This window comes from Candidatus Saccharimonadales bacterium (assembly GCA_036388415.1).
Classification (GTDB): Bacteria; Patescibacteriota; Saccharimonadia; order Saccharimonadales; family UBA4665; genus UBA4665.
Window position 1 is genome coordinate 1,072,909 of record DASVRW010000002.1, and the last position, 17,302, is coordinate 1,090,210.

The following is a 17,302-nucleotide window of genomic DNA, read 5'->3' on the forward strand; positions in this document are numbered from 1 at the left end:
CATGACTGACATTGAGATTCCATATAATCACGAACGCGGCTGGAAATATCGGATTTTTGAAATCATGCCTGGTGCGCTCAGCTGGTCAATGTTATTTTTGCCGCTTGTCCTGAGCCTTATCAATGTTACCGTTGCATCAGTGTTTATCTTAGCGTATTTGCTGATATTTTTTGCGCGCAGCGTCGGCGTCAATTTGCGGGCGCTCCAGGGATATCGGACAATGGAACGACACAAAAAGCTGCCATGGTCAGATATGCTTGACGAACTGGAGAGCGGTAAAGTGGCTCATGCTACTTCGAAGCGGCCGACCTGGCATCTTGATAATATTATGCGCCTGCAAGTCAAACCGGCGATTTTACCGCCATCGGACATTATTCATGTTGCAATGATCGCTACTTACAACGAAACGCGTGAAGTCGTTCAGCCGACCATCCAGTCATTGATTGATTCAGATTATGATATGAAAAAGGTCATTTTGGTGCTGGCATACGAGGAGCGCGGCGGCGAACATATCGAAAAGCAATCGAAAGAGCTCGTCGAAGAATACAAAGACGTTTTTATGCACGCCATGGCTATCAAACATCCGCACGATATACCGGGCGAAATTCGCGGCAAAGGCGGCAACATTACCTACGCCGCCCGCTTACTGCAAAAATATCTTGAAGCAGAGGACATTGATCCGCTACGCGTCGTCGTTACGACGCTTGATGCCGACAACCGGCCACACCCGAAATACCTGGCCGCGCTCAGCTACATGTACGCCATTTATCCAGACCCCGAGCATATCTCAGTTCAGCCGATATCGGTATACAACAACAATATCTGGGATGCGCCCGCACCGATGCGGGTGATTGCCACCGGCAATACATTCTTCAATATCGTGCAGTCGCTGCGCCCCCACATGTTACGCAATTTTTCAGCACACGCGCAGGGTATGAAATCGCTCATTGAAACAGATTACTGGAGTGTGCGGACAATCGTTGAAGACGGTCACCAATTCTGGCGATCGTATTTTCGCTTCGACGGTAATTACCGGGTGCTACCGCTGTATATACCGATATATCAGGATGCAGTATTGGCCGACGGCTATATCAAGACTTTAAAAGCGCAGTTTATACAGCTCCGCCGCTGGACCTACGGCGCATCCGACATCGCCTATGTTATTACTCAGGGATATTTCAAAAAGAATAATGTTCCAAAGTTTGATTTGTTTACCAAAGTCTGGCGCCTAGTCGAAGGGCATGTCACCTGGGCGGTCGGTCCGCTGATATCGCTGACTGCCGGCTTTATTCCAGCACTCGTGCATCAAGATAGTTACGCTGCCAATGAGCTGCCAATAATTGTCAGTAATATTCAGACAGTTGCGCTTATTGGGCTGAGTGCGTCATTGTTTGTATGCTTTAAGACACTGCCGCCACGGCCAGCCCGCTATAAACGGCACCGTTCATTATTTGTACTGCTGCAGTGGTTGTATCTACCCGTTACGACCATTTTCTATAATTCGTTCGCCGCGCTGTACTCTCAGACCCGTCTGATGCTTGGCAAATATTTGGATAAGTTTGACGTGACCGAAAAAGCTGTCGTTACGACGCAGGGTGAGACAATTTCACGCGATTCCAAGGAATAAGTAACTTGCCGATTTTCGTATACTAAAGACGAGTACTCGGCCATAGTACGTGGTCTGGAAGCAAACCAGCCATATCATAAAACATCTTGGTGGAAAGCCTGGTAGACGGTTGCTGCGACTTTGTCGAAACGCTGCAAGGTTTCGAACGTCATCGTGGCGATGGCAGTTGACGTCAACTCGCCGTGCTGAGTAACGCTGCCGAGTTTACCGATAATGGTCGCTGTCAGTTCAAGCGCGTCGGGTAGGGCAGTCGGCCTATGCTGTAAACTGGCGTTAACGCTGATTAGTAGCTTGTCACGCATAAACGCCTGATCCGGACTGCTGATATATTGTACGACCCAAGATTTCTCATAGCTAACCTGTTCTATGGTCGTGAACACGCTTTGGCAGGTGGTACATTTCCGGCGCCGCCATACACTGTTGGTCCGTTTCTGAGGACGGGAATTTATAACCTGCGTTTCAGCCGAACAATATGCACATACCATAGCTACATATTGTCATCAGGGAATAAAAATAGCAAGTGGATAACGGGTGGATATGCCTACAAGTTGCATGCGTGACGTCGGACTGTGTATATGACTGAAACATCATGAGACGCTGCTTAAATTGATTATAACGACCTATACAGAGCTGAAATTATCGCTAAATGCAAAAACTCCAGACATGTGTATGTCTGGAGTTTTTGTCGTGTGAGGCTAATTCTATACTATAGTATTACTATATTAGGCATCGAGGCGTTTGCGCTTGATACGGCTAATTGGTTGCGTTGCGCTCAATTCTTCGTAGAACAACTGGAAATCATCCAACGCTTGTTGTTTGCTGGTACTCACATAAAGTCCCTGTTTAACCTAATGTATCCTAACATATCGGAAACATATATGTCAATATTAGCGTACGATTGTAAAGCTTATGGTTACTCAGTTTCAAAAACACGTTACAAGCTGGGATTGCCATTTTACATCTGTTACGCTATAGTCTTAGATGTTAGTTATCACAGTAGCCTCCGTACCAAGCAAATTTGATACCAGGCGACAGTTTATCGGGTGATTAGCTCATTTGGCTAGAGCGCCGCATTGACGTTGCGGAGGTGAGAGGTTCGAATCCTCTATCGCCCACCATACAAAAAGACCCTTGCAGGAGGGTCTTTTTGTATACCAAGCTTTAAGTATGTTCATTTCCATAAAATATACTGTTCGTACTCCACGTAACCGCTCCTTGGTTGCACAGTTACGTTACGTTTTTATGCTCAAGAATGATGCAGATCGGTACGGCTGCAAAGCATATATGTACGCGAGACGGCTAGGCCGTGCGGACTTGGACAACGAACTGCGTCAACGAACCACATACTTGAACGAATATTGTTGCAGTGTGAGGAATCGTACAGAAAATGTATTCACGGGTGTTACAATAAGTTCAGTGCATAACAAATGCACACAAAATATTTGTCATAGACAATTGTGAATTTACTCAGAACATTACCAACAGAGCAGAGCACACGACTGTATATGGATTATTCCAAAATTACGTCGTAGGAGGTATATTTTGGTTTACGTTATCCACAAGTGGGTATGTACAAAAAACACCATAAATATACTAGCCGTATAGTACTAAGCTTGGTATACTACTTTGTAGGTGAGTTTTGACAGGGTGTTTTTACCCGCAGTAGTAATACTGCATTTCCTAGAGCGGTTCAGAGAAATGCGAGATCTCTGAACCGCTTTTTTGTTGTCAAAGATTTTGATTGTAATGAGAGGCAGCTTCTATAACAATGGTTGAAATGGTATTATAAGGACAAGTGCTACGTAGCTATAAATGACCATAGGTTTCATATCTGTCGCCAGACACGTACACCCAGACTCGGCGCAGATGCCTGATTATATCCGGCATAATGACAGTCAATATTGTACGACATTCCATTTTCATCACATAGAGTGGAGTCAGTCGGTCGTATGGTGAATATATGCGACACGCATACATAATCTAGAAGTGTTTTAGTATCAATCAACAGAGCAAAGGACATGCTTACTATGGCAGATCAACTGAATTCAGACGCCGATAATCTGTACGCAATGCGCCATTCTATGGCTCATATCATGGCGTCGTCCATACGGCACCTATGGCCAGACACGAAGTTTGGAGTCGGTCCCGTCGTAGAGAACGGCTTTTACTATGATGTTGACCTCGGTGGTACGACCTTGTCGGAAGCTGATTTTCCAAAGATTGAAAAGGAAATGCGCCGTATTATTGCCGAAAATCAGCAGTTTAAGCGTTCCGAAATGCCGGTTGATGATGCAATTGCGTGGGCTCAAAGCAACAAGCAACCATACAAAGAAGAGTTATTAAATGATTTGAAGCGCGCTGGAACGACAATAGCTAAAGATCTCGATATTGCTGAGCTAGGCTTAGCGACAGATCATGATTCCGTTGTTAAAAACGTTTCATTTTATGAAAATGGTGATTTTTTTGATTTATGTCGTGGTCCTCATGTCGAATCCACCGGTGTTGTTGGTGCATTCAAACTCATGAGAGTCGCCGGTGCTTACTGGCGTGGCAAAGATGACAACCCACAAATGCAGCGTATATACGGTGTGGCATTTACAACGAAAGAAGAACTTGATGGCCATATTGTAATACTCGAAGAAGCTAAAAAGCGTGATCATCGTATTCTTGGCGAAAGTTTACAGCTTTTTACCGTCAGTGAAGACGTCGGTAAAGGTCTGCCGTTGTTATTGCCACGTGGTTCCAAGGTTAAAAATCTGCTGAGCAGATACATGCGACAAATGGAGGAAGCCGAAGGCTACCAGTATGTTGACACGCCGGTCATTGCCCACGAGCGGTTATATCAAAAATCTGGCCACGCCCAGTTTTATGCTGATGACATGTTTACGATTGTTGATTCCGAAGGTCAGAAATTTTATGTCTCGCCAATGAACTGCCCGCATCATCACAAGGTGTATGAAAAACTGGTTTATAGTTACAAAGATTTGCCATTGAAACTGGCCGAACATGCCGGCCTATATCGCCATGAATTATCCGGTACGCTAACCGGACTCATTCGAGTCCGCGGACCGATCACTCAAAATGATGCTCATATATACGTCACGCAGGAACAACTCAAAGCTGAATTTTTGAGCGTTTTACAGCTGTTCAAGCAAGTATACGAAACATTCGGAATTACTGATTACTGGTACCGTCTGTCATTGCCCGATTTCCAAAAAAATAAATTTGAGGGCGACAAAGCGGCATGGGAGTCGGCCGGCAATACAATTCGCCAGGCGCTCATTGAATTCGGTGCTGAATTTGTTGAAGCCGAGGGCGAAGCTGCTTTCTATGGACCAAAAGTCGACATTCAGACCCGCAATGTTCTCGGCAAAGAGGATTCGATCGCTACGTCACAAATCGACCTACTGATTCCTGGCCGTATGGACCTGACTTACGTTGACGAAAATAGCGATGAACAGCGTCCGTTAGTTATTCACCGTGCAATTCTTGGTTCATTGGAGCGATTTTTAGGCTTTTACGTAGAAAAAACTGCTGGTTGGTTCCCGTTTTGGCTGGCTCCTGAGCAAATCCGTATCCTAACAATCAACGATTCAGTGCTGCCGTATGTTGAGCAAATTACAGCTGTCTTGTCCAATACACTCCTGATGGAGCCGCTCAAATACAATGAACTCCGCTACAGTATCGACGATCGCAACGAATCGCTCGGTAAAAAAATCCGTGAAGCGACGACTATGAAAATTCCTGTCCAGCTCATCGTCGGGCCGAAAGACGTTGAGGCTGGCGAGGTCAGCGTCAGGACGCAGCAGGGTGAACATAAGCTGGCGCTCGATAAGCTGGCAGAGTACTTGAAGGGCTTGTAGCGAGCAGTAGATGGCTAAGCCGATTATCGCTATTGATCTGGACGATGTGCTGTCGGACAGCACAGAGTCGCTTCGTCAGGTTGTAAATACGCAGTACGGTGTTAGTTTAGAGCCTGAGCATTATAGAATTCCCGGTGAATATTCACGGTACTACGAACGCGTATGGGAGATGCACGGCATCGGCAATACAGTGTCGTATGCAGACCTTGAAGGTCAGATGATATCCGACCAATCGCACATGCCAGTAAAGTTCGGCGCGGTTCGTGTTCTCAAACAGCTACAGAAACATCATGACCTGGTTGTGCTAACTGCCAGGAACCCAGATTGGGAAGTCGCCACGTCCGCGTGGCTGAACATTCATTTCCCGGGTATATTTAGACGGGTAGTGTTCGGCGGCGGACGTAAAAGCGTGATAGCAAAATCAAAGGGTGAGTGGTGTGCCGATATTGGTGCCAGTTGGCTGATAGACGACAATCCGGAGCACTGCCAAACTGCCGTAAAACACGGTATTACTCCAATTTTGTTTGGTGAATACGGCTGGCATCTACGTGTCCCTATGGAATTTCAGCGCTGCAGGAATTGGGAAGAACTGAGTGAGTATTTTGAAGAGCATTGATGCCGTACCCGGTGGCTTTCGGGAGCGGGTTGAAGCCTTGGTGCGTCAAATCCCTCGTGGCCGGGTAATGACATATGGCCAATTGGCTGCACTGGCCGGTAGTCCGATAGCAGCTCGGATTGTTGGTGGTATTGCTCATTTTGGTGACCCAGAGCTGCCATGGCAACGCGTCGTTAATAAGCAGGGCGGTCTAGCCAGCGGATACCCAGGTGGCCGGGCCGGTCACGCTGCTGCGCTTATTGATGAAGGCATTGAGCTCTCGGATGACTATTATGTCGATGTTGCAAAGCTGCTGTGGTGGCCAGAGCGGGAGGATGTATGACAGCACCACTTATTGTCATCATTGGTGAGACCGCCTCTGGTAAATCAGCACTTGCATTACAACTATCACAACATTTAGGTGGCGAAATTTTGTGTGCAGATGCATGGACGGTGTATAAAGATTTCGATGTTGGTACGGCGAAGCCGACTGCGGCTGAGCGGGCGTTGATAACACATCACCTGCTTGATATTGCTGACCCGGCACAGGGCTTCAGTGCTGCAATATTCAAACGGCTGGCAGTGGAGCAGATAACTGATACTGCATCACGCGGACGCTTACCAATCCTGGTGGGCGGTACGGGCCTGTATATTGATAGCGTTTTGTACGATTATGAATTTTTGCCGCCGCCTAGCGATGTTCTGCGCCGCGAGCTGAATACGTTAGATCTGGAAGCGCTGCTAGCTCGGGCTTCGGGCCTCGGTCTGGACACGTCTGTTGTCGACCAGCGGAATAAGCGGCGGATTATCCGGCTGATAGAAAATAATGGCCGAATACCAGGTCGGAAAGATATGCGTCCAAATACCCTAATTCTTGGCCTTCGGCCGAACCGCGAGCTACTCGTACAGCGAATATCTATGCGTGTCGATGCGATGCTGAAAGCCGGCCTGCAACAGGAGGTCGCCCGGCTTGCTGAGCGCTATGGCTGGGATGCGGAACCAATGAAAGGGATTGGCTACCGGGAGTTCAGGCTCAATGAAGCTGAACACCCAAATATCGAACAAGTGCGCCAGGCGATCATACGAAACACGATCGCACTCGCCAAAAAGCAGCGCACCTGGTTCAAGCGTAACAAAAGTATTCACTGGCTTACTACCGATGATAAAGTGGCTGAAGCTGTAGATATCGCAACAACATTTCTGAACAAATAACTTTCAATACGCAGGCTTATACTGCTACAATGAGCATATGATTGAACAACTCTTCGGCTCCAAAACTCGCGTCAAACTTTTACAGTTGTTTTATAGCAATCCGAACCGATCATTCTATGTGCGCGAGATAACCCGCAAAATTGATGAACAAATAAATTCCGTCCGCCGCGAGCTGGCGAATCTGCTCAGTATCGGCATTATTGTCTCTGACAATACAAACAACAAGCTCTACTATGAAGTAAACCAAAAATACGAATATTTTGATCCACTGACGATTATATTCGGAGCTGGCGGCAGTGGCAAAAAGCTGCCAGCACAGATCTCTATTGCTATAAGCGGCGGCTTGCCAGCGGCAACAGAAATCCCGGCTGTTCAAAGCTTCAGCGATAATATTGATATAAAGACACTTGGTAACGTCGAGATTGCTGTCTATACTGGACAATTCACCCGTGACGAATCCACGGGTGTCGATGTGTTTTTGGTCGGCGACATCAATACGACCAAACTGCAGAAGTTTATGGCAGACCTGGAATCCAAAGAAGGCAAAGAACTGCGCTACACTATGATGAGCCTGAGTGATTTTCAGTACCGGCAGCAGATCAAGGACCGATTCGTATCAAATGTCATGCGGGCCAAAAAACAAGTTATAATCGATAAACATGCCTCGCTAAAGGCCTAAGAAAGGATACGACAGATATGGATATACAATTTTACGGGGCAAACTGTATCGTACTCAGCACCAGGAACGCCCGTGTCGTTATTGACGACAACCTGGCACAGCTCGGCGCCAAGAGCGTCGTCCGGGCCGGTGATATAGCGCTATTCAGTAGCAGTATTACCCATACTCCGCCCAAAGTAGAAACCAAACTAGAGATTAATCATGGTGGTGAGTACGAAGTATCTGACATATCGATTTACGGCATCCCGGCTCGCAGCCACATCGATGAAGACGGCAAGCAGACAGCTACTATGTACAAGATTATCTCCAAAGAGCTGAGCATTTTTATTCCCGGTCACATCTACCCGGACCTTACCGACAGCCAGCTGGAATCGGTCGGCATGGTCGATGTAATGTGTATACCGGTCGGCGGTAACGGCTATACGCTTGATCCAGTCGGCGCGCTCAAGATTATCAAAAAGATCGAACCTAAGATCCTCATTCCAACGCATTATGATGACAGCAGTTTGAAATTTGAAGTGCCGCAGCAAACATTGCAGCAGGCTATCACCTCGCTTTCGATGGAGCCGATAGAAGGTGGATCAAAACTGAAGCTGAAGCCAGGTGAGTTGCCGGAGATCATGCAGCTGACCGTGCTCGAACGGTCATAAATAATAAGCCTGGTTCACGCTAAAAGGTCACGTTAATAATAAAAATACCGCTCGTTACCAGAGCGGTATTTTAGTGTCGGTTACCGACGGAGCGGTGCTATTTTGCGGCTTGGGTAATGATACCCTTTTTCTTGAGTGTACGAATCGCCTGCGTACTGATCTTCATGGTGACTTTTTTGCCATCGACGATAATGGTTTTGGTCTGAAGATTAGGCTTCCAGACTTTCTTGGTGTGGCGCTGTGAAAAACTGACATTGCTGCCGTATTGCTTTCCTTTGCCGGTGAGTTCACATATGTTCATACTGTATCCCTATATTTATTGCATCATTCAAAGTGTTATTGTACAGATTTGAGGCTGCAAAGTCAACGAACGCACAGGTTTTGATGAGACGGTTGCTGTTTGCTAAGCATGCGTGGCGGTGTAGATGATTGAAACTAGCCGTATAATGCTAATACTGTTGATTAGTTACATCCTGAACTAGCCGTATAGTACTATTTATAACGCTTACCCATCATTATTGTATCTGTTATACTAATACACAATGTTTGGCGAAATAACCCTCCTGCAAATCCTCATCATCATCGGTGTACTGCTAGTGTCTATGTCGGTGCACGAAGCTATGCATGCTTTCGTCGGTCTCAAGCTCGGCGATGACACGGCAGCGGAAGAGGGGAGAATCAGCCTTAATCCGCTCAAGCATATCGATCCGTTTATGACGGTGCTACTACCGGCAATTACCTTGATACTGTTCCAGGCGCCGATCCTTGCCGCCAAACCAGTCCCGTTCAACCCCGACAGAGTGAAATTTGATGAATTCGGCGCCGCCATGATTGCCGCGGCCGGACCGCTGTCCAACCTGGTACTAGCAATCCTGGGTGCGGTGTTTGCCAAGATGGTCATGCCAGGGGGCGTCCTCGAAGACATTACCATGATCTTCATATATTTGAATGTCAGCCTGTTCGTCTTTAACCTGATTCCGATACCGCCGCTCGACGGTTCGCGCGTCCTCTATGCCTTTGCACCGGAGCCAGTGCAGCGCTTCATGCAACAGATTGAGCCATATGGACTGTTCATCATCTTTGGCCTGATTTTGTTCGGTGACTTTGGGCCGTTCATCTATGACCTCGTTATGTCGGTGCAGCAGCTCATAGTGTAGGGTGCTATATGTTGCGGTTTTGTAAGCGCGAGTAGCATCAGCTGCCGAAGCTCAGTATAATAAGAGGTGGTCAGGCAATGAGTCTTCGGACTCAGCTGGTAAATGATTATCTGAATACTAATCATTAGGGAGCCTAATATTTTTGCAGGTTTCGGCCTGCAAGTGCAGGTTCCCACCTAGCTTTTGCTCAGGTTAATCACGCCAGCAGCCTGACTATACAATACCCGCCTTCATAGGCGGGTATTGTATATGTGGCGTCTCAAGGCAAATGTAGGTATTGTTAATATCGTTATTGGTCGGGGTGACAGGACTTGAACCTGCGACCTCACGGCCCCCAGCCGTACGCGCTACCAACTGCGCTACACCCCGATAGATGCAGACATAGTATACATGATTAGAAGGGCCTGTGGCATAATGAGGCATATGAAGTCGTTTCAATTAGATCATGCAATTGCCGAGTTAATTGCTCACGGCCAACTCGACACAATCGTGCGGCTGCCTAGCGACGATAGTATAGTGGTACACGATGAAGTTCGCATCATAGACATGGGCGATCCGCAGCGGGTAGAGTCATGGAACGTTATAGGCAGTGCCAGGATAGAGCAGATAATTGAAAAACAGCTTGGCAGTCTGACCGACAGCGATATAGGAGCATTCGGCTACAGTTCGCTTGATACTCTTATCACAACACTACAAAATCAAAACAATAATGATGTTTCAGAAACAACGATATTATCTGTTGTTAAAATATTAGTAACCAGCGATCAACAGATCAGCGATGTTTCAAATACAACAAAAATGATGAAAAAGCTGAAGATATATACTGATGGAGGTTCGCGCGGTAATCCTGGTCCTTCGGCCGGAGGCTATGTAATATTAGATGCAACGAATGACATGCTTTTGGTTGATAAAGGTGTCTATTTCGGAGTTACGACCAATAATCAGGCGGAGTATCTAGCACTCAAGTTTGCATTAATTGAAGCCAACGCCATGGGCGCGACTGACATATTTGTCTACATGGACAGCATGATGGTCGTTAATCAAATAAAGGGTTTATTTAAGGTCAAGAACCGTGATTTATGGCCGGTTCATGAAGCTATTCGGGAATTACTAAAGTCATTTACGCATACATCTTTTACGCATGTGCCACGCGAGTTGAACCGGCCGGCTGATACTGCAGTCAACCGAACACTTGATGCACAGCAGTCAGCGGCTAACACTGCGTAATATGCCTACGCCATATTTGTCATAAATAGCCATAGGGGCTATACTAAGCACAGCCAGATTATCGGCTAATCGCTTCGGTAGCAATATCGAAGAGGAAAGTCCGGGCAGCACAGGGCAAGACAGTCGCTAACGGCGACCGGGGGCGACCCTAGGGAAAGTGCCACAGAAACAAAACCGCCTACGCAGCTTCGGCTGCAATGGTAAGGGTGAAACGAGCAGTCTAGCTTGCTAGGCCTGTGTGATAGCACGATAAGTGCAATTACGCTGAGGTAAGAGCTTGTATCGACCAGCGGTGACGCTGGAAGACGGTAAACCCTGTCTGCTGCAAGGAGATGGATTCTTTGAGGCTAAACCTCGAAGTACCCGCTAAGGATTCATCATAAGAACCGCTCGATCATATCGGCAACGATACGACTAGATAGATGATTAGCCGTCCACGGTGGGCAACTAGCATGGACGACAAAACCCGGCTTATAGATAATCTGGCTACTATATTGATTATAATCTTTGATGACAAGGAATACTTATGACAGAAAAAACGCCGTCCTTTCATGAAAAACCTGAAAATGTATGGGGCGAGTCGACGACAATGGAGTTCTTCGATACGTATACAGACAGACATCATCAGGCAGGAACTCTACTGTCATGGGCACGAGCACTACAGGATGAATATCCCCAAACTGCGGTACCTAAGGACGATGGTCCTTATGATCGGGTGAATATAGAAGAAGCATCCCAAAGGATATTCGATCCTGCAATTGTCTTAGGTGTTCAAGAGCTCGGATCGTCATTAGTTCCTCCCGCCGGGTCCACACGGGAACCCGCAGTCGATGACAGGGACTATGGTATTGTTGGTCTGAGTGCTAGAACCGGCCGGACATTTGATGAAACTGGCTGCTATGTCATGACTCTGGATGGCTCGCACGGCATTGTAGATAGGTATCCGGAATTTAGTGGTGAGCAAATCGAGCTTATTCATGAACAGCTTGCTGGCCAATTGGCGCGGGGAATCAATCTTCGCAACACATAGTTTGTATGCATTGCAGTGCTCTTTTGAGACTGCCAGCTAATGATATCAATTAAAAAGCTTCTGCTTGAAGGGCAGAAGCTTTTTTGTATTCAACTTACGAATAACAGATAAGAAAATACTACTTTGTAGCAGCCTTTACAACAGAACTAAAGGCAGTGGGCTCATTAACTGCCAGCTCAGCTAGTACTTTGCGGTCAAGTGTGATGCCGGCAGTGCTTAAGCTGGAAATCAGCTGTGAGTACGTCGTGCCATTTAAGCGGGCTGCAGCGTTGATACGGGCGTTCCACAGTGCGCGGAATGTCCGCTTCTTATTGCGTCGGTCGCGGTAAGCAAACTGCAGTGATTTGGTGACAGCTTGTCGGCCCCGCTTGATACTAACGCGGTTAGGGTGGCTAAAGCCTTTGGTTGCTGAACGGATCTTGGCGTGTTTGGCGTGGCTGGTAACGCCTCTTTTGACTCGCATAAGTTATGCTCCTAATTTCTTCTTAAGAATCTTGGTATTTGCGCCAAGAAGGGTATGAAGACCGGCCAGGCTGCGCTTGCGGCTGCCGCTCTTCTTTGACATAAAGTGGTTCCTGTTGGGGCTGCCAACACGAACTTTGCCGTTCTTGGTCAGCTTGACGCGGTCCTTGGTGCCGCTGTGAGTTTTGAGCTTCGGCATACTGATTCCTTATCTTACGTTATTCGTTGTTATTCGATGGTGGTGCGGCCTGGTGTGGTAGTGGTATCGGGAGTTTGTGAGGCTGCCAGAGCTGCTTTTTGTTCTTTTTGCAGTTCCTTTACTCTCGTAGGGCTGGCCCTGACGACGAAACTCAGTTGCTTGCCAGCAAGCTGCGGTGCCTGATCAACGACGATACTGTCGCCAAAGTCATTGATGACTTTCTCGGCAATTTTGAAGCCGAGATCTTTGTGTGCAAGTTCGCGGCCTCGAAAGAACGCCGTGATCTTCACTTTGTGGCCGGCATCGAGAAAGCCATTTACTTTTTTCATTTTAACACCTAGGTCGTGATCGCTGATCTTGAGCCCGAAACGCATCTGTTTCATTTCCAGGGATTTGGTCGTGCGCTTGTTTTTCTGCGCCTGCTTCGTCCGCTGGTAATTGAACTTTCCCCAGTCGACAATTTTGGCAACTGGCGGGTCAGCATCAGGGGAGATCTCTACAAGGTCGAGACCCTGTTCCTCGGCAAGACGCAATGCTTCGCCGCGGGATATGATGCCAAGTTGAGATCCATCTTGGTCAATCACTCGTAGCTGTGACGCCCGAATATGTCCGTTCAGGCGGGTAGTCTTGCTTATAACGGTGAGTCTCCTCGCTTAGGTGTTAATAACGGATTTTATTTTACCAGATGAGAAGGGCCGGGTCAACTTTGGTAAACCTGAATCTCAAAACTCCACCTTGAGTGGCAACCTGCGGGGCGGCCCCAAAATTTAATTCATCATAGATGAAGGATTTTAGGGGCGGACAGGTTGACGAGGCTCATGGGAGGTTTTGAGATTCAGGTTAGTGAAGATAAAACTACACGTGGTTACAGCGCAGTCTGGTAATTCCGGCTGCGGTACTGCAGCGCCTCGGAAATATGGACAGGTTCGATGGCCGGGCTTTCGGCCAGATCGGCGATAGTCCGGGCTACCTTGACGGAGCGCATGTAAGCGCGGGCCGACAGGTCCAGGCCTTGTGCTGCCGTGTCGAGCAGGGCTTTAGCGTCTTTGGTGAGCTGCGCATGCTCCGTCAGGTCACGGTTAGTCATACTGGCATTCAGCTTGGCTATGCCACCGTAGCGGGCGGTCTGGCGCTGCCGCGCGCTTGTGACACGGTTTTTAGTTGCGATGTCAGTTGTCTGGCCTAGGGCGCCTGACGCGTTCAGGAGGCTGCCATGATCAACCTCATGTACTTCACTGTATAGATCAATTCGGTCCAGTATCGGCCCGGAAAGTTTAGCACGGTAGCGCTGTATGGCGGCTGGCGCACAAGCGCAGCGCCGCCCCTGGCTGCTTTCGGATGTAGTGGTACCGTAATATCCGCAAGGACAGGGGTTGGCCGTTGCAATCAGGATGAAGCTTGCCGGAAATTCCAAACGGTCATTGGCGCGGGCAATGGTAATCGTGCGGTCCTCAAGCGGCTGACGCAGCGCTTCGATAGTCGCACGGTTGAATTCCGGTAATTCATCAAAAAACAAGACACCGCGGTGGGCTAAGCTGATTTCGCCGGGCCGAAGTATGTTTCCGCCGCCAACAATGGCAACATGGCTGGCGCTGTGATGCGGCGCCCGGAAGGGCCGTTCAACGACAAGACGGTCATATTCCTTACTGGCCAGGCTGTGCAGATGGGTTACTTCCAGCATTTCCTCACGTGTCAGTATCGGCATGATGGACGGCAGGGCACGAGCCAACATACTTTTGCCGGTGCCAGGCGGGCCGTTGAGTAACAAATTATGACCGCCGGCTGCGGCTATCTCAAGCGCTCGTTTGGCCTGCTCCTGGCCGATGACGTCACTGAGGGCAACTGGCTGGCTCGGCGTCGTCTGAGACGAAGCGGTCGCAGTTGCCGCTGATACTGCTCTAAGGGGAACATCGGCTTCATCTGGCGCGTTGGTATGTATCGACGGCTGTTCGACACCACCGAGCAGATAATTGTATAGTTCCGACAGCTTTGTAACGGGCACGAGCGTCACACCAGGCACTAACTTCGCCTGAGGTAGATTGCCGGCCGGGATGTAGAACGTCGTTATGCCCATAACTCTACCGGTGGTAATCTTGCCGATAATGCCGCGAACTGGCCGGACTGATCCATCGAGTCCGAGCTCGCCCATGACGGCTGTATGCATGCCGAGGCTGACAGGTGTATGCGCAGCTATATCAACGGCTGATTTCGTTATTGTCGTCCGGACCGTTGCTGACCGCGGAATGAGCGGTACTGTATGCGCTGCTCGCTTGGCAGGTTTCTTGACGGCTGCCGCGGCTTGCATGATGGCGGCGGCAATGGCCAGGTCGAAGCTGCTACTTGCTTTTGGTATGTCGGCCGGTGCGAGATTGATAGTAATACGCTTGCGAGGCAGATCGATACCAGAGCTGGCAAAGGCGCTTCTGACTCGTTCGCGGGCTTCATCAACGGCTTTACTGACAAAACCGACAATCACAATATTAGGAAGACTATTTGATAAATGGCATTCGATGTCGACGATCAAACCTGACGATCCGTAGTCTAATAAGCTCTGAACATTACTACTCATAAAATTTGATTGTAACCCGCAAACGGCCAATAGCAAGCATGAGAAATATAAATTGCAGATTTGTTATAGATGCTGCCTATATATGAAAAACCCGCCAGGTGAGGGGCGGGTTTTTCATATTTTGATTTATTTTTGAAGTTTCGATTTTGCGGTTTAGTTTTTAGGTGAGTGCATTTCTTTTGATTGTCTTTTGGTGTGACAACGACTTGCGAGAAACCGTTGTCACTATTTTTTTGTCTTCTTTGTTTTTGAGCACTTTTTTTATTCAAGTGCTACGCCTATCTTATAAATTGTCATTTAAAGTGTCAATAACAATTTCAACTATAGGTACAGATTCCTGTGTATAACTTTTTTATCATTGTTGTAACAGTTCAATCTGCTTATGCATATCACGAGGTTTTTTCGTATTTTTGTTCCTCACACGGACATCCACATAGCAATCGTACTGGAGTAGCAACGATAAAACTATGAAATATCTAACAACTTCGTTATTCAGATATTTTAGGAAAAATTCTATTTTTGGCTGCGCTAGATAGCTACACGTATGCTTATTTGGAAAAATATCAGTGCGATATAGAAACTACTTGACAATTCTTATGCTTTGTAGTAGTATTGAAATTGTAAGTTACAAAATAAAAATTACAAAAATAAAAATTCGATTGTACTTACAAACGGTCTGAACGGCAGCAATAGCCACATGGGTCCAAACCATAGTAGCAATTGCACAGGGCATATAAACGTCCAAAACGCTCAGACCGATAACGCTCAGACTACCTTACCGGTAGAATGAGCGGTCAGTCACGCCTTTGGCGGTAAGCGCTATAATAGTTTAATTTATACGAGCGCATTTACCGCCTAGGCACTAGAATCTTCCCGCACCGTCATTTTGGCGGTGTTTTTATTACTATTTGAGTATCTATGCGGCGGCCTTGTATAGTACATACTATAAGGTCAAAGAAAGACACGTATGTTAGAAATCCCTAAGTTACAATCCCGCGTCGGTACCTCAAAAAATGACGGTGCTCTCAATGGCGCTGCTTCTATGCCGCGTCCGCCGGAGTCTATGAAAGCTCCTGCAAGGCAATTCACGTCATCAAACAGGCTGTTCGTAGCAATGATTGCTGGTAGTCTTGCGTTCTTTGCTTTTACTACGCCAAAATCAGCACCGTCGGTCATGTTGATTGTTGGTTTTATCGTCTTGGCGCTTTTGCTGTATAGTCTCATCAAGCTGTTATTGGTCACCACTGGTCTGTATGACCGGCTGCCGCGAATATATGCACGCAGTATCATCATGACATGCACAGTGTTCCCAGTTATGCTGCTGGTCATGCAGTCGATCGGGCAGCTTACAATACGTGACATTTTGACATTGGCTGGATTGTTTGTGATTGGCGGCTTTTACGCAATCCGGGTACGTCGGGCGACTCGAGCGTAAGCGCTTGCTCGCAGGCAGTTTGATAATTTACTCGAAGTTCTTAGATATGGGAAGAAAAAGTTGTATAATAAACCTAGATGAATCCACAAACAGGCCAGGATAGAGACGTGTATACAACAATGCCCGCTGCGGGTTCTAGCTCCGTGCCGTTGACGCAGCTGCCAGGCCAGTCAGACTATCGATCAGACCAGTCGGCTATGACTGCCGCTGATCAGCCGCAGCAACCACTCGGCCAGCAGAACCCTCCTGTTCCGGGCCAAGCGCCACCGCTGACAATGCAAGCGGCCGTACTGTCAGCTTCGCAGGCGGCTGTTACCTCTGATATCGATGCGAATATTCCGGCCGCTCCAGTCGCCGAATCGCCGATGGAGCCAGCCCCTATAGCCGATCCGAGCGCAGAGGCGGGTGCATTACGAGAGGTTCCAGACGAAGCCGCCGACATTGATGTTATCGAAAAAGAGTGGGTCGACAAAGCAAAGCAGGTGATTGCTGAAACAAGAACAGATCCATATAAGCAGGTTCGTGCACTGCACGCACTTCGAGCTGACTATATGAAAAAACGCTATAATAAAGACATAAAATTACCGGACGCTTAGC

Annotated in this window: 19 protein-coding genes, 2 tRNA genes and 1 other RNA gene; 14 read left to right on the forward strand and 8 right to left on the reverse strand. The window is 47.8% G+C overall.

Features of this window, described 5'->3' with window-relative positions; translation table 11 throughout:
- Position 1 precedes the first annotated feature (1 nt).
- Entirely contained in the window at positions 2–1,627 is a 1,626-nt protein-coding gene (locus tag VF575_05715) for a hypothetical protein (GenBank protein ID HEX8183065.1), read from the forward strand.
- A 74-nt stretch (positions 1,628–1,701) separates the two neighbouring features.
- Here the strand turns inward: VF575_05715 and VF575_05720 are convergent, their stop codons facing one another.
- Complete coding sequence (locus VF575_05720) at positions 1,702–2,007, reverse strand: hypothetical protein (GenBank protein ID HEX8183066.1); 306 nt, start codon at positions 2,005–2,007, stop codon at positions 1,702–1,704.
- Between the two features lie 661 nt (positions 2,008–2,668).
- Here VF575_05720 and VF575_05725 point away from each other — a divergent pair.
- From VF575_05725 to VF575_05755, 7 genes are all read left to right on the forward strand, one after another.
- Positions 2,669–2,745: transfer RNA gene (locus VF575_05725), tRNA-Val, on the forward strand.
- A 909-nt stretch (positions 2,746–3,654) separates the two neighbouring features.
- On the forward strand, positions 3,655–5,490 hold the full coding sequence (gene thrS, locus VF575_05730; protein HEX8183067.1) for a threonine--tRNA ligase: 1,836 nt from the start codon (positions 3,655–3,657) through the stop codon (positions 5,488–5,490).
- A gap of 10 nt (positions 5,491–5,500) precedes the next feature.
- Positions 5,501–6,106: a hypothetical protein gene (locus VF575_05735; GenBank protein ID HEX8183068.1), complete on the forward strand. Its 606-nt coding sequence runs from the start codon at positions 5,501–5,503 to the stop codon at positions 6,104–6,106.
- Positions 6,093–6,428, forward strand: coding sequence for an MGMT family protein (locus VF575_05740; protein ID HEX8183069.1), 336 nt, complete (start codon positions 6,093–6,095; stop codon positions 6,426–6,428). Before VF575_05735 ends, VF575_05740 begins: the two co-directional genes overlap by 14 nt.
- Positions 6,425–7,297 carry a tRNA (adenosine(37)-N6)-dimethylallyltransferase MiaA gene (miaA, locus tag VF575_05745; GenBank protein HEX8183070.1) on the forward strand — a complete coding sequence of 291 codons (873 nt, stop codon included), beginning with the start codon at positions 6,425–6,427 and terminating at the stop codon, positions 7,295–7,297. Before VF575_05740 ends, miaA begins: the two co-directional genes overlap by 4 nt.
- Positions 7,298–7,334: 37 nt before the next feature.
- A complete protein-coding gene (locus VF575_05750) occupies positions 7,335–7,976 on the forward strand; it encodes a transcriptional regulator (GenBank protein ID HEX8183071.1) in 642 nt (213 codons plus the stop codon).
- Between the two features lie 17 nt (positions 7,977–7,993).
- Positions 7,994–8,626, forward strand: coding sequence for an MBL fold metallo-hydrolase (locus VF575_05755; GenBank protein HEX8183072.1), 633 nt, complete (start codon positions 7,994–7,996; stop codon positions 8,624–8,626).
- Between the two features lie 97 nt (positions 8,627–8,723).
- Here the strand turns inward: VF575_05755 and rpmB are convergent, their stop codons facing one another.
- On the reverse strand, positions 8,724–8,927 hold the full coding sequence (gene rpmB / locus VF575_05760; protein HEX8183073.1) for a 50S ribosomal protein L28: 204 nt from the start codon (positions 8,925–8,927) through the stop codon (positions 8,724–8,726).
- Between the two features lie 241 nt (positions 8,928–9,168).
- On the opposite strand from rpmB, the gene VF575_05765 reads away from it, so the two are divergent.
- On the forward strand, positions 9,169–9,783 hold the full coding sequence (locus VF575_05765) for a site-2 protease family protein (protein ID HEX8183074.1): 615 nt from the start codon (positions 9,169–9,171) through the stop codon (positions 9,781–9,783).
- 293 nt (positions 9,784–10,076) lie between these two features.
- On the opposite strand, the gene VF575_05770 is transcribed toward VF575_05765, so the two are convergent.
- Positions 10,077–10,152, reverse strand: a tRNA-Pro gene (locus tag VF575_05770).
- Positions 10,153–10,206: 54 nt separating this feature from the next.
- Here VF575_05770 and VF575_05775 point away from each other — a divergent pair.
- The 3 genes from VF575_05775 to VF575_05785 all read left to right on the forward strand — a co-directional run bounded on the left by VF575_05775 (position 10,207) and on the right by VF575_05785 (position 12,040).
- Entirely contained in the window at positions 10,207–11,010 is an 804-nt protein-coding gene (locus VF575_05775) for a ribonuclease HI family protein (GenBank protein ID HEX8183075.1), read from the forward strand.
- Positions 11,011–11,063: 53 nt separating this feature from the next.
- Positions 11,064–11,500, forward strand: an RNA gene (gene rnpB / locus VF575_05780) — RNase P RNA component class A.
- 36 nt (positions 11,501–11,536) lie between these two features.
- Positions 11,537–12,040 (forward strand): hypothetical protein, encoded by a 504-nt coding sequence (locus VF575_05785; GenBank protein HEX8183076.1) that lies wholly within the window; start codon positions 11,537–11,539, stop codon positions 12,038–12,040.
- A gap of 118 nt (positions 12,041–12,158) precedes the next feature.
- On the opposite strand, the gene rplT is transcribed toward VF575_05785, so the two are convergent.
- From rplT to VF575_05810, 5 genes are all read right to left on the reverse strand, one after another.
- Positions 12,159–12,503, reverse strand: coding sequence for a 50S ribosomal protein L20 (gene rplT, locus VF575_05790; protein HEX8183077.1), 345 nt, complete (start codon positions 12,501–12,503; stop codon positions 12,159–12,161).
- Positions 12,504–12,506: 3 nt separating this feature from the next.
- Complete coding sequence (locus VF575_05795) at positions 12,507–12,701, reverse strand: bL35 family ribosomal protein (GenBank protein ID HEX8183078.1); 195 nt, start codon at positions 12,699–12,701, stop codon at positions 12,507–12,509.
- A gap of 29 nt (positions 12,702–12,730) precedes the next feature.
- Positions 12,731–13,336: a translation initiation factor IF-3 gene (infC, locus tag VF575_05800; GenBank protein HEX8183079.1), complete on the reverse strand. Its 606-nt coding sequence runs from the start codon at positions 13,334–13,336 to the stop codon at positions 12,731–12,733.
- 230 nt (positions 13,337–13,566) lie between these two features.
- A complete protein-coding gene (locus VF575_05805; protein HEX8183080.1) occupies positions 13,567–15,270 on the reverse strand; it encodes a YifB family Mg chelatase-like AAA ATPase in 1,704 nt (567 codons plus the stop codon).
- Positions 15,267–15,539 (reverse strand): hypothetical protein, encoded by a 273-nt coding sequence (locus tag VF575_05810; GenBank protein ID HEX8183081.1) that lies wholly within the window; start codon positions 15,537–15,539, stop codon positions 15,267–15,269. Before VF575_05810 ends, VF575_05805 begins: the two co-directional genes overlap by 4 nt.
- A gap of 698 nt (positions 15,540–16,237) precedes the next feature.
- Here VF575_05810 and VF575_05815 point away from each other — a divergent pair.
- The gene (locus tag VF575_05815) at positions 16,238–16,705 is read left to right on the forward strand and encodes a hypothetical protein (protein ID HEX8183082.1); all 468 of its coding nucleotides are present in this window, start codon (positions 16,238–16,240) and stop codon (positions 16,703–16,705) included.
- 77 nt (positions 16,706–16,782) lie between these two features.
- Positions 16,783–17,301, forward strand: coding sequence for a hypothetical protein (locus VF575_05820; GenBank protein HEX8183083.1), 519 nt, complete (start codon positions 16,783–16,785; stop codon positions 17,299–17,301).
- Position 17,302 lies beyond the last annotated feature (1 nt).

Excerpts from the sequence above, each read along its gene's own strand:
- miaA (HEX8183070.1), top strand. The coding sequence starts at position 6,425 with ATGACAGCACCACTTATTGTCATCATTGGTGAGACCGCCTCTGGTAAA.
- VF575_05765 (HEX8183074.1), top strand. The coding sequence starts at position 9,169 with ATGTTTGGCGAAATAACCCTCCTGCAAATCCTCATCATCATCGGTGTA.
- VF575_05755 (HEX8183072.1), top strand. The coding sequence starts at position 7,994 with ATGGATATACAATTTTACGGGGCAAACTGTATCGTACTCAGCACCAGG.
- VF575_05785 (HEX8183076.1), top strand. The coding sequence starts at position 11,537 with ATGACAGAAAAAACGCCGTCCTTTCATGAAAAACCTGAAAATGTATGG.
- rplT (HEX8183077.1), bottom strand. The coding sequence starts at position 12,503 with ATGCGAGTCAAAAGAGGCGTTACCAGCCACGCCAAACACGCCAAGATC.
- VF575_05815 (HEX8183082.1), top strand. The coding sequence starts at position 16,238 with ATGTTAGAAATCCCTAAGTTACAATCCCGCGTCGGTACCTCAAAAAAT.
- rpmB (HEX8183073.1), bottom strand. The coding sequence starts at position 8,927 with ATGAACATATGTGAACTCACCGGCAAAGGAAAGCAATACGGCAGCAAT.
- VF575_05750 (HEX8183071.1), top strand. The coding sequence starts at position 7,335 with ATGATTGAACAACTCTTCGGCTCCAAAACTCGCGTCAAACTTTTACAG.
- VF575_05715 (HEX8183065.1), top strand. The coding sequence starts at position 2 with ATGACTGACATTGAGATTCCATATAATCACGAACGCGGCTGGAAATAT.
- thrS (HEX8183067.1), top strand. The coding sequence starts at position 3,655 with ATGGCAGATCAACTGAATTCAGACGCCGATAATCTGTACGCAATGCGC.
- VF575_05775 (HEX8183075.1), top strand. The coding sequence starts at position 10,207 with ATGAAGTCGTTTCAATTAGATCATGCAATTGCCGAGTTAATTGCTCAC.
- VF575_05735 (HEX8183068.1), top strand. The coding sequence starts at position 5,501 with ATGGCTAAGCCGATTATCGCTATTGATCTGGACGATGTGCTGTCGGAC.
- VF575_05795 (HEX8183078.1), bottom strand. The coding sequence starts at position 12,701 with ATGCCGAAGCTCAAAACTCACAGCGGCACCAAGGACCGCGTCAAGCTG.
- VF575_05805 (HEX8183080.1), bottom strand. The coding sequence starts at position 15,270 with ATGAGTAGTAATGTTCAGAGCTTATTAGACTACGGATCGTCAGGTTTG.
- VF575_05820 (HEX8183083.1), top strand. The coding sequence starts at position 16,783 with ATGAATCCACAAACAGGCCAGGATAGAGACGTGTATACAACAATGCCC.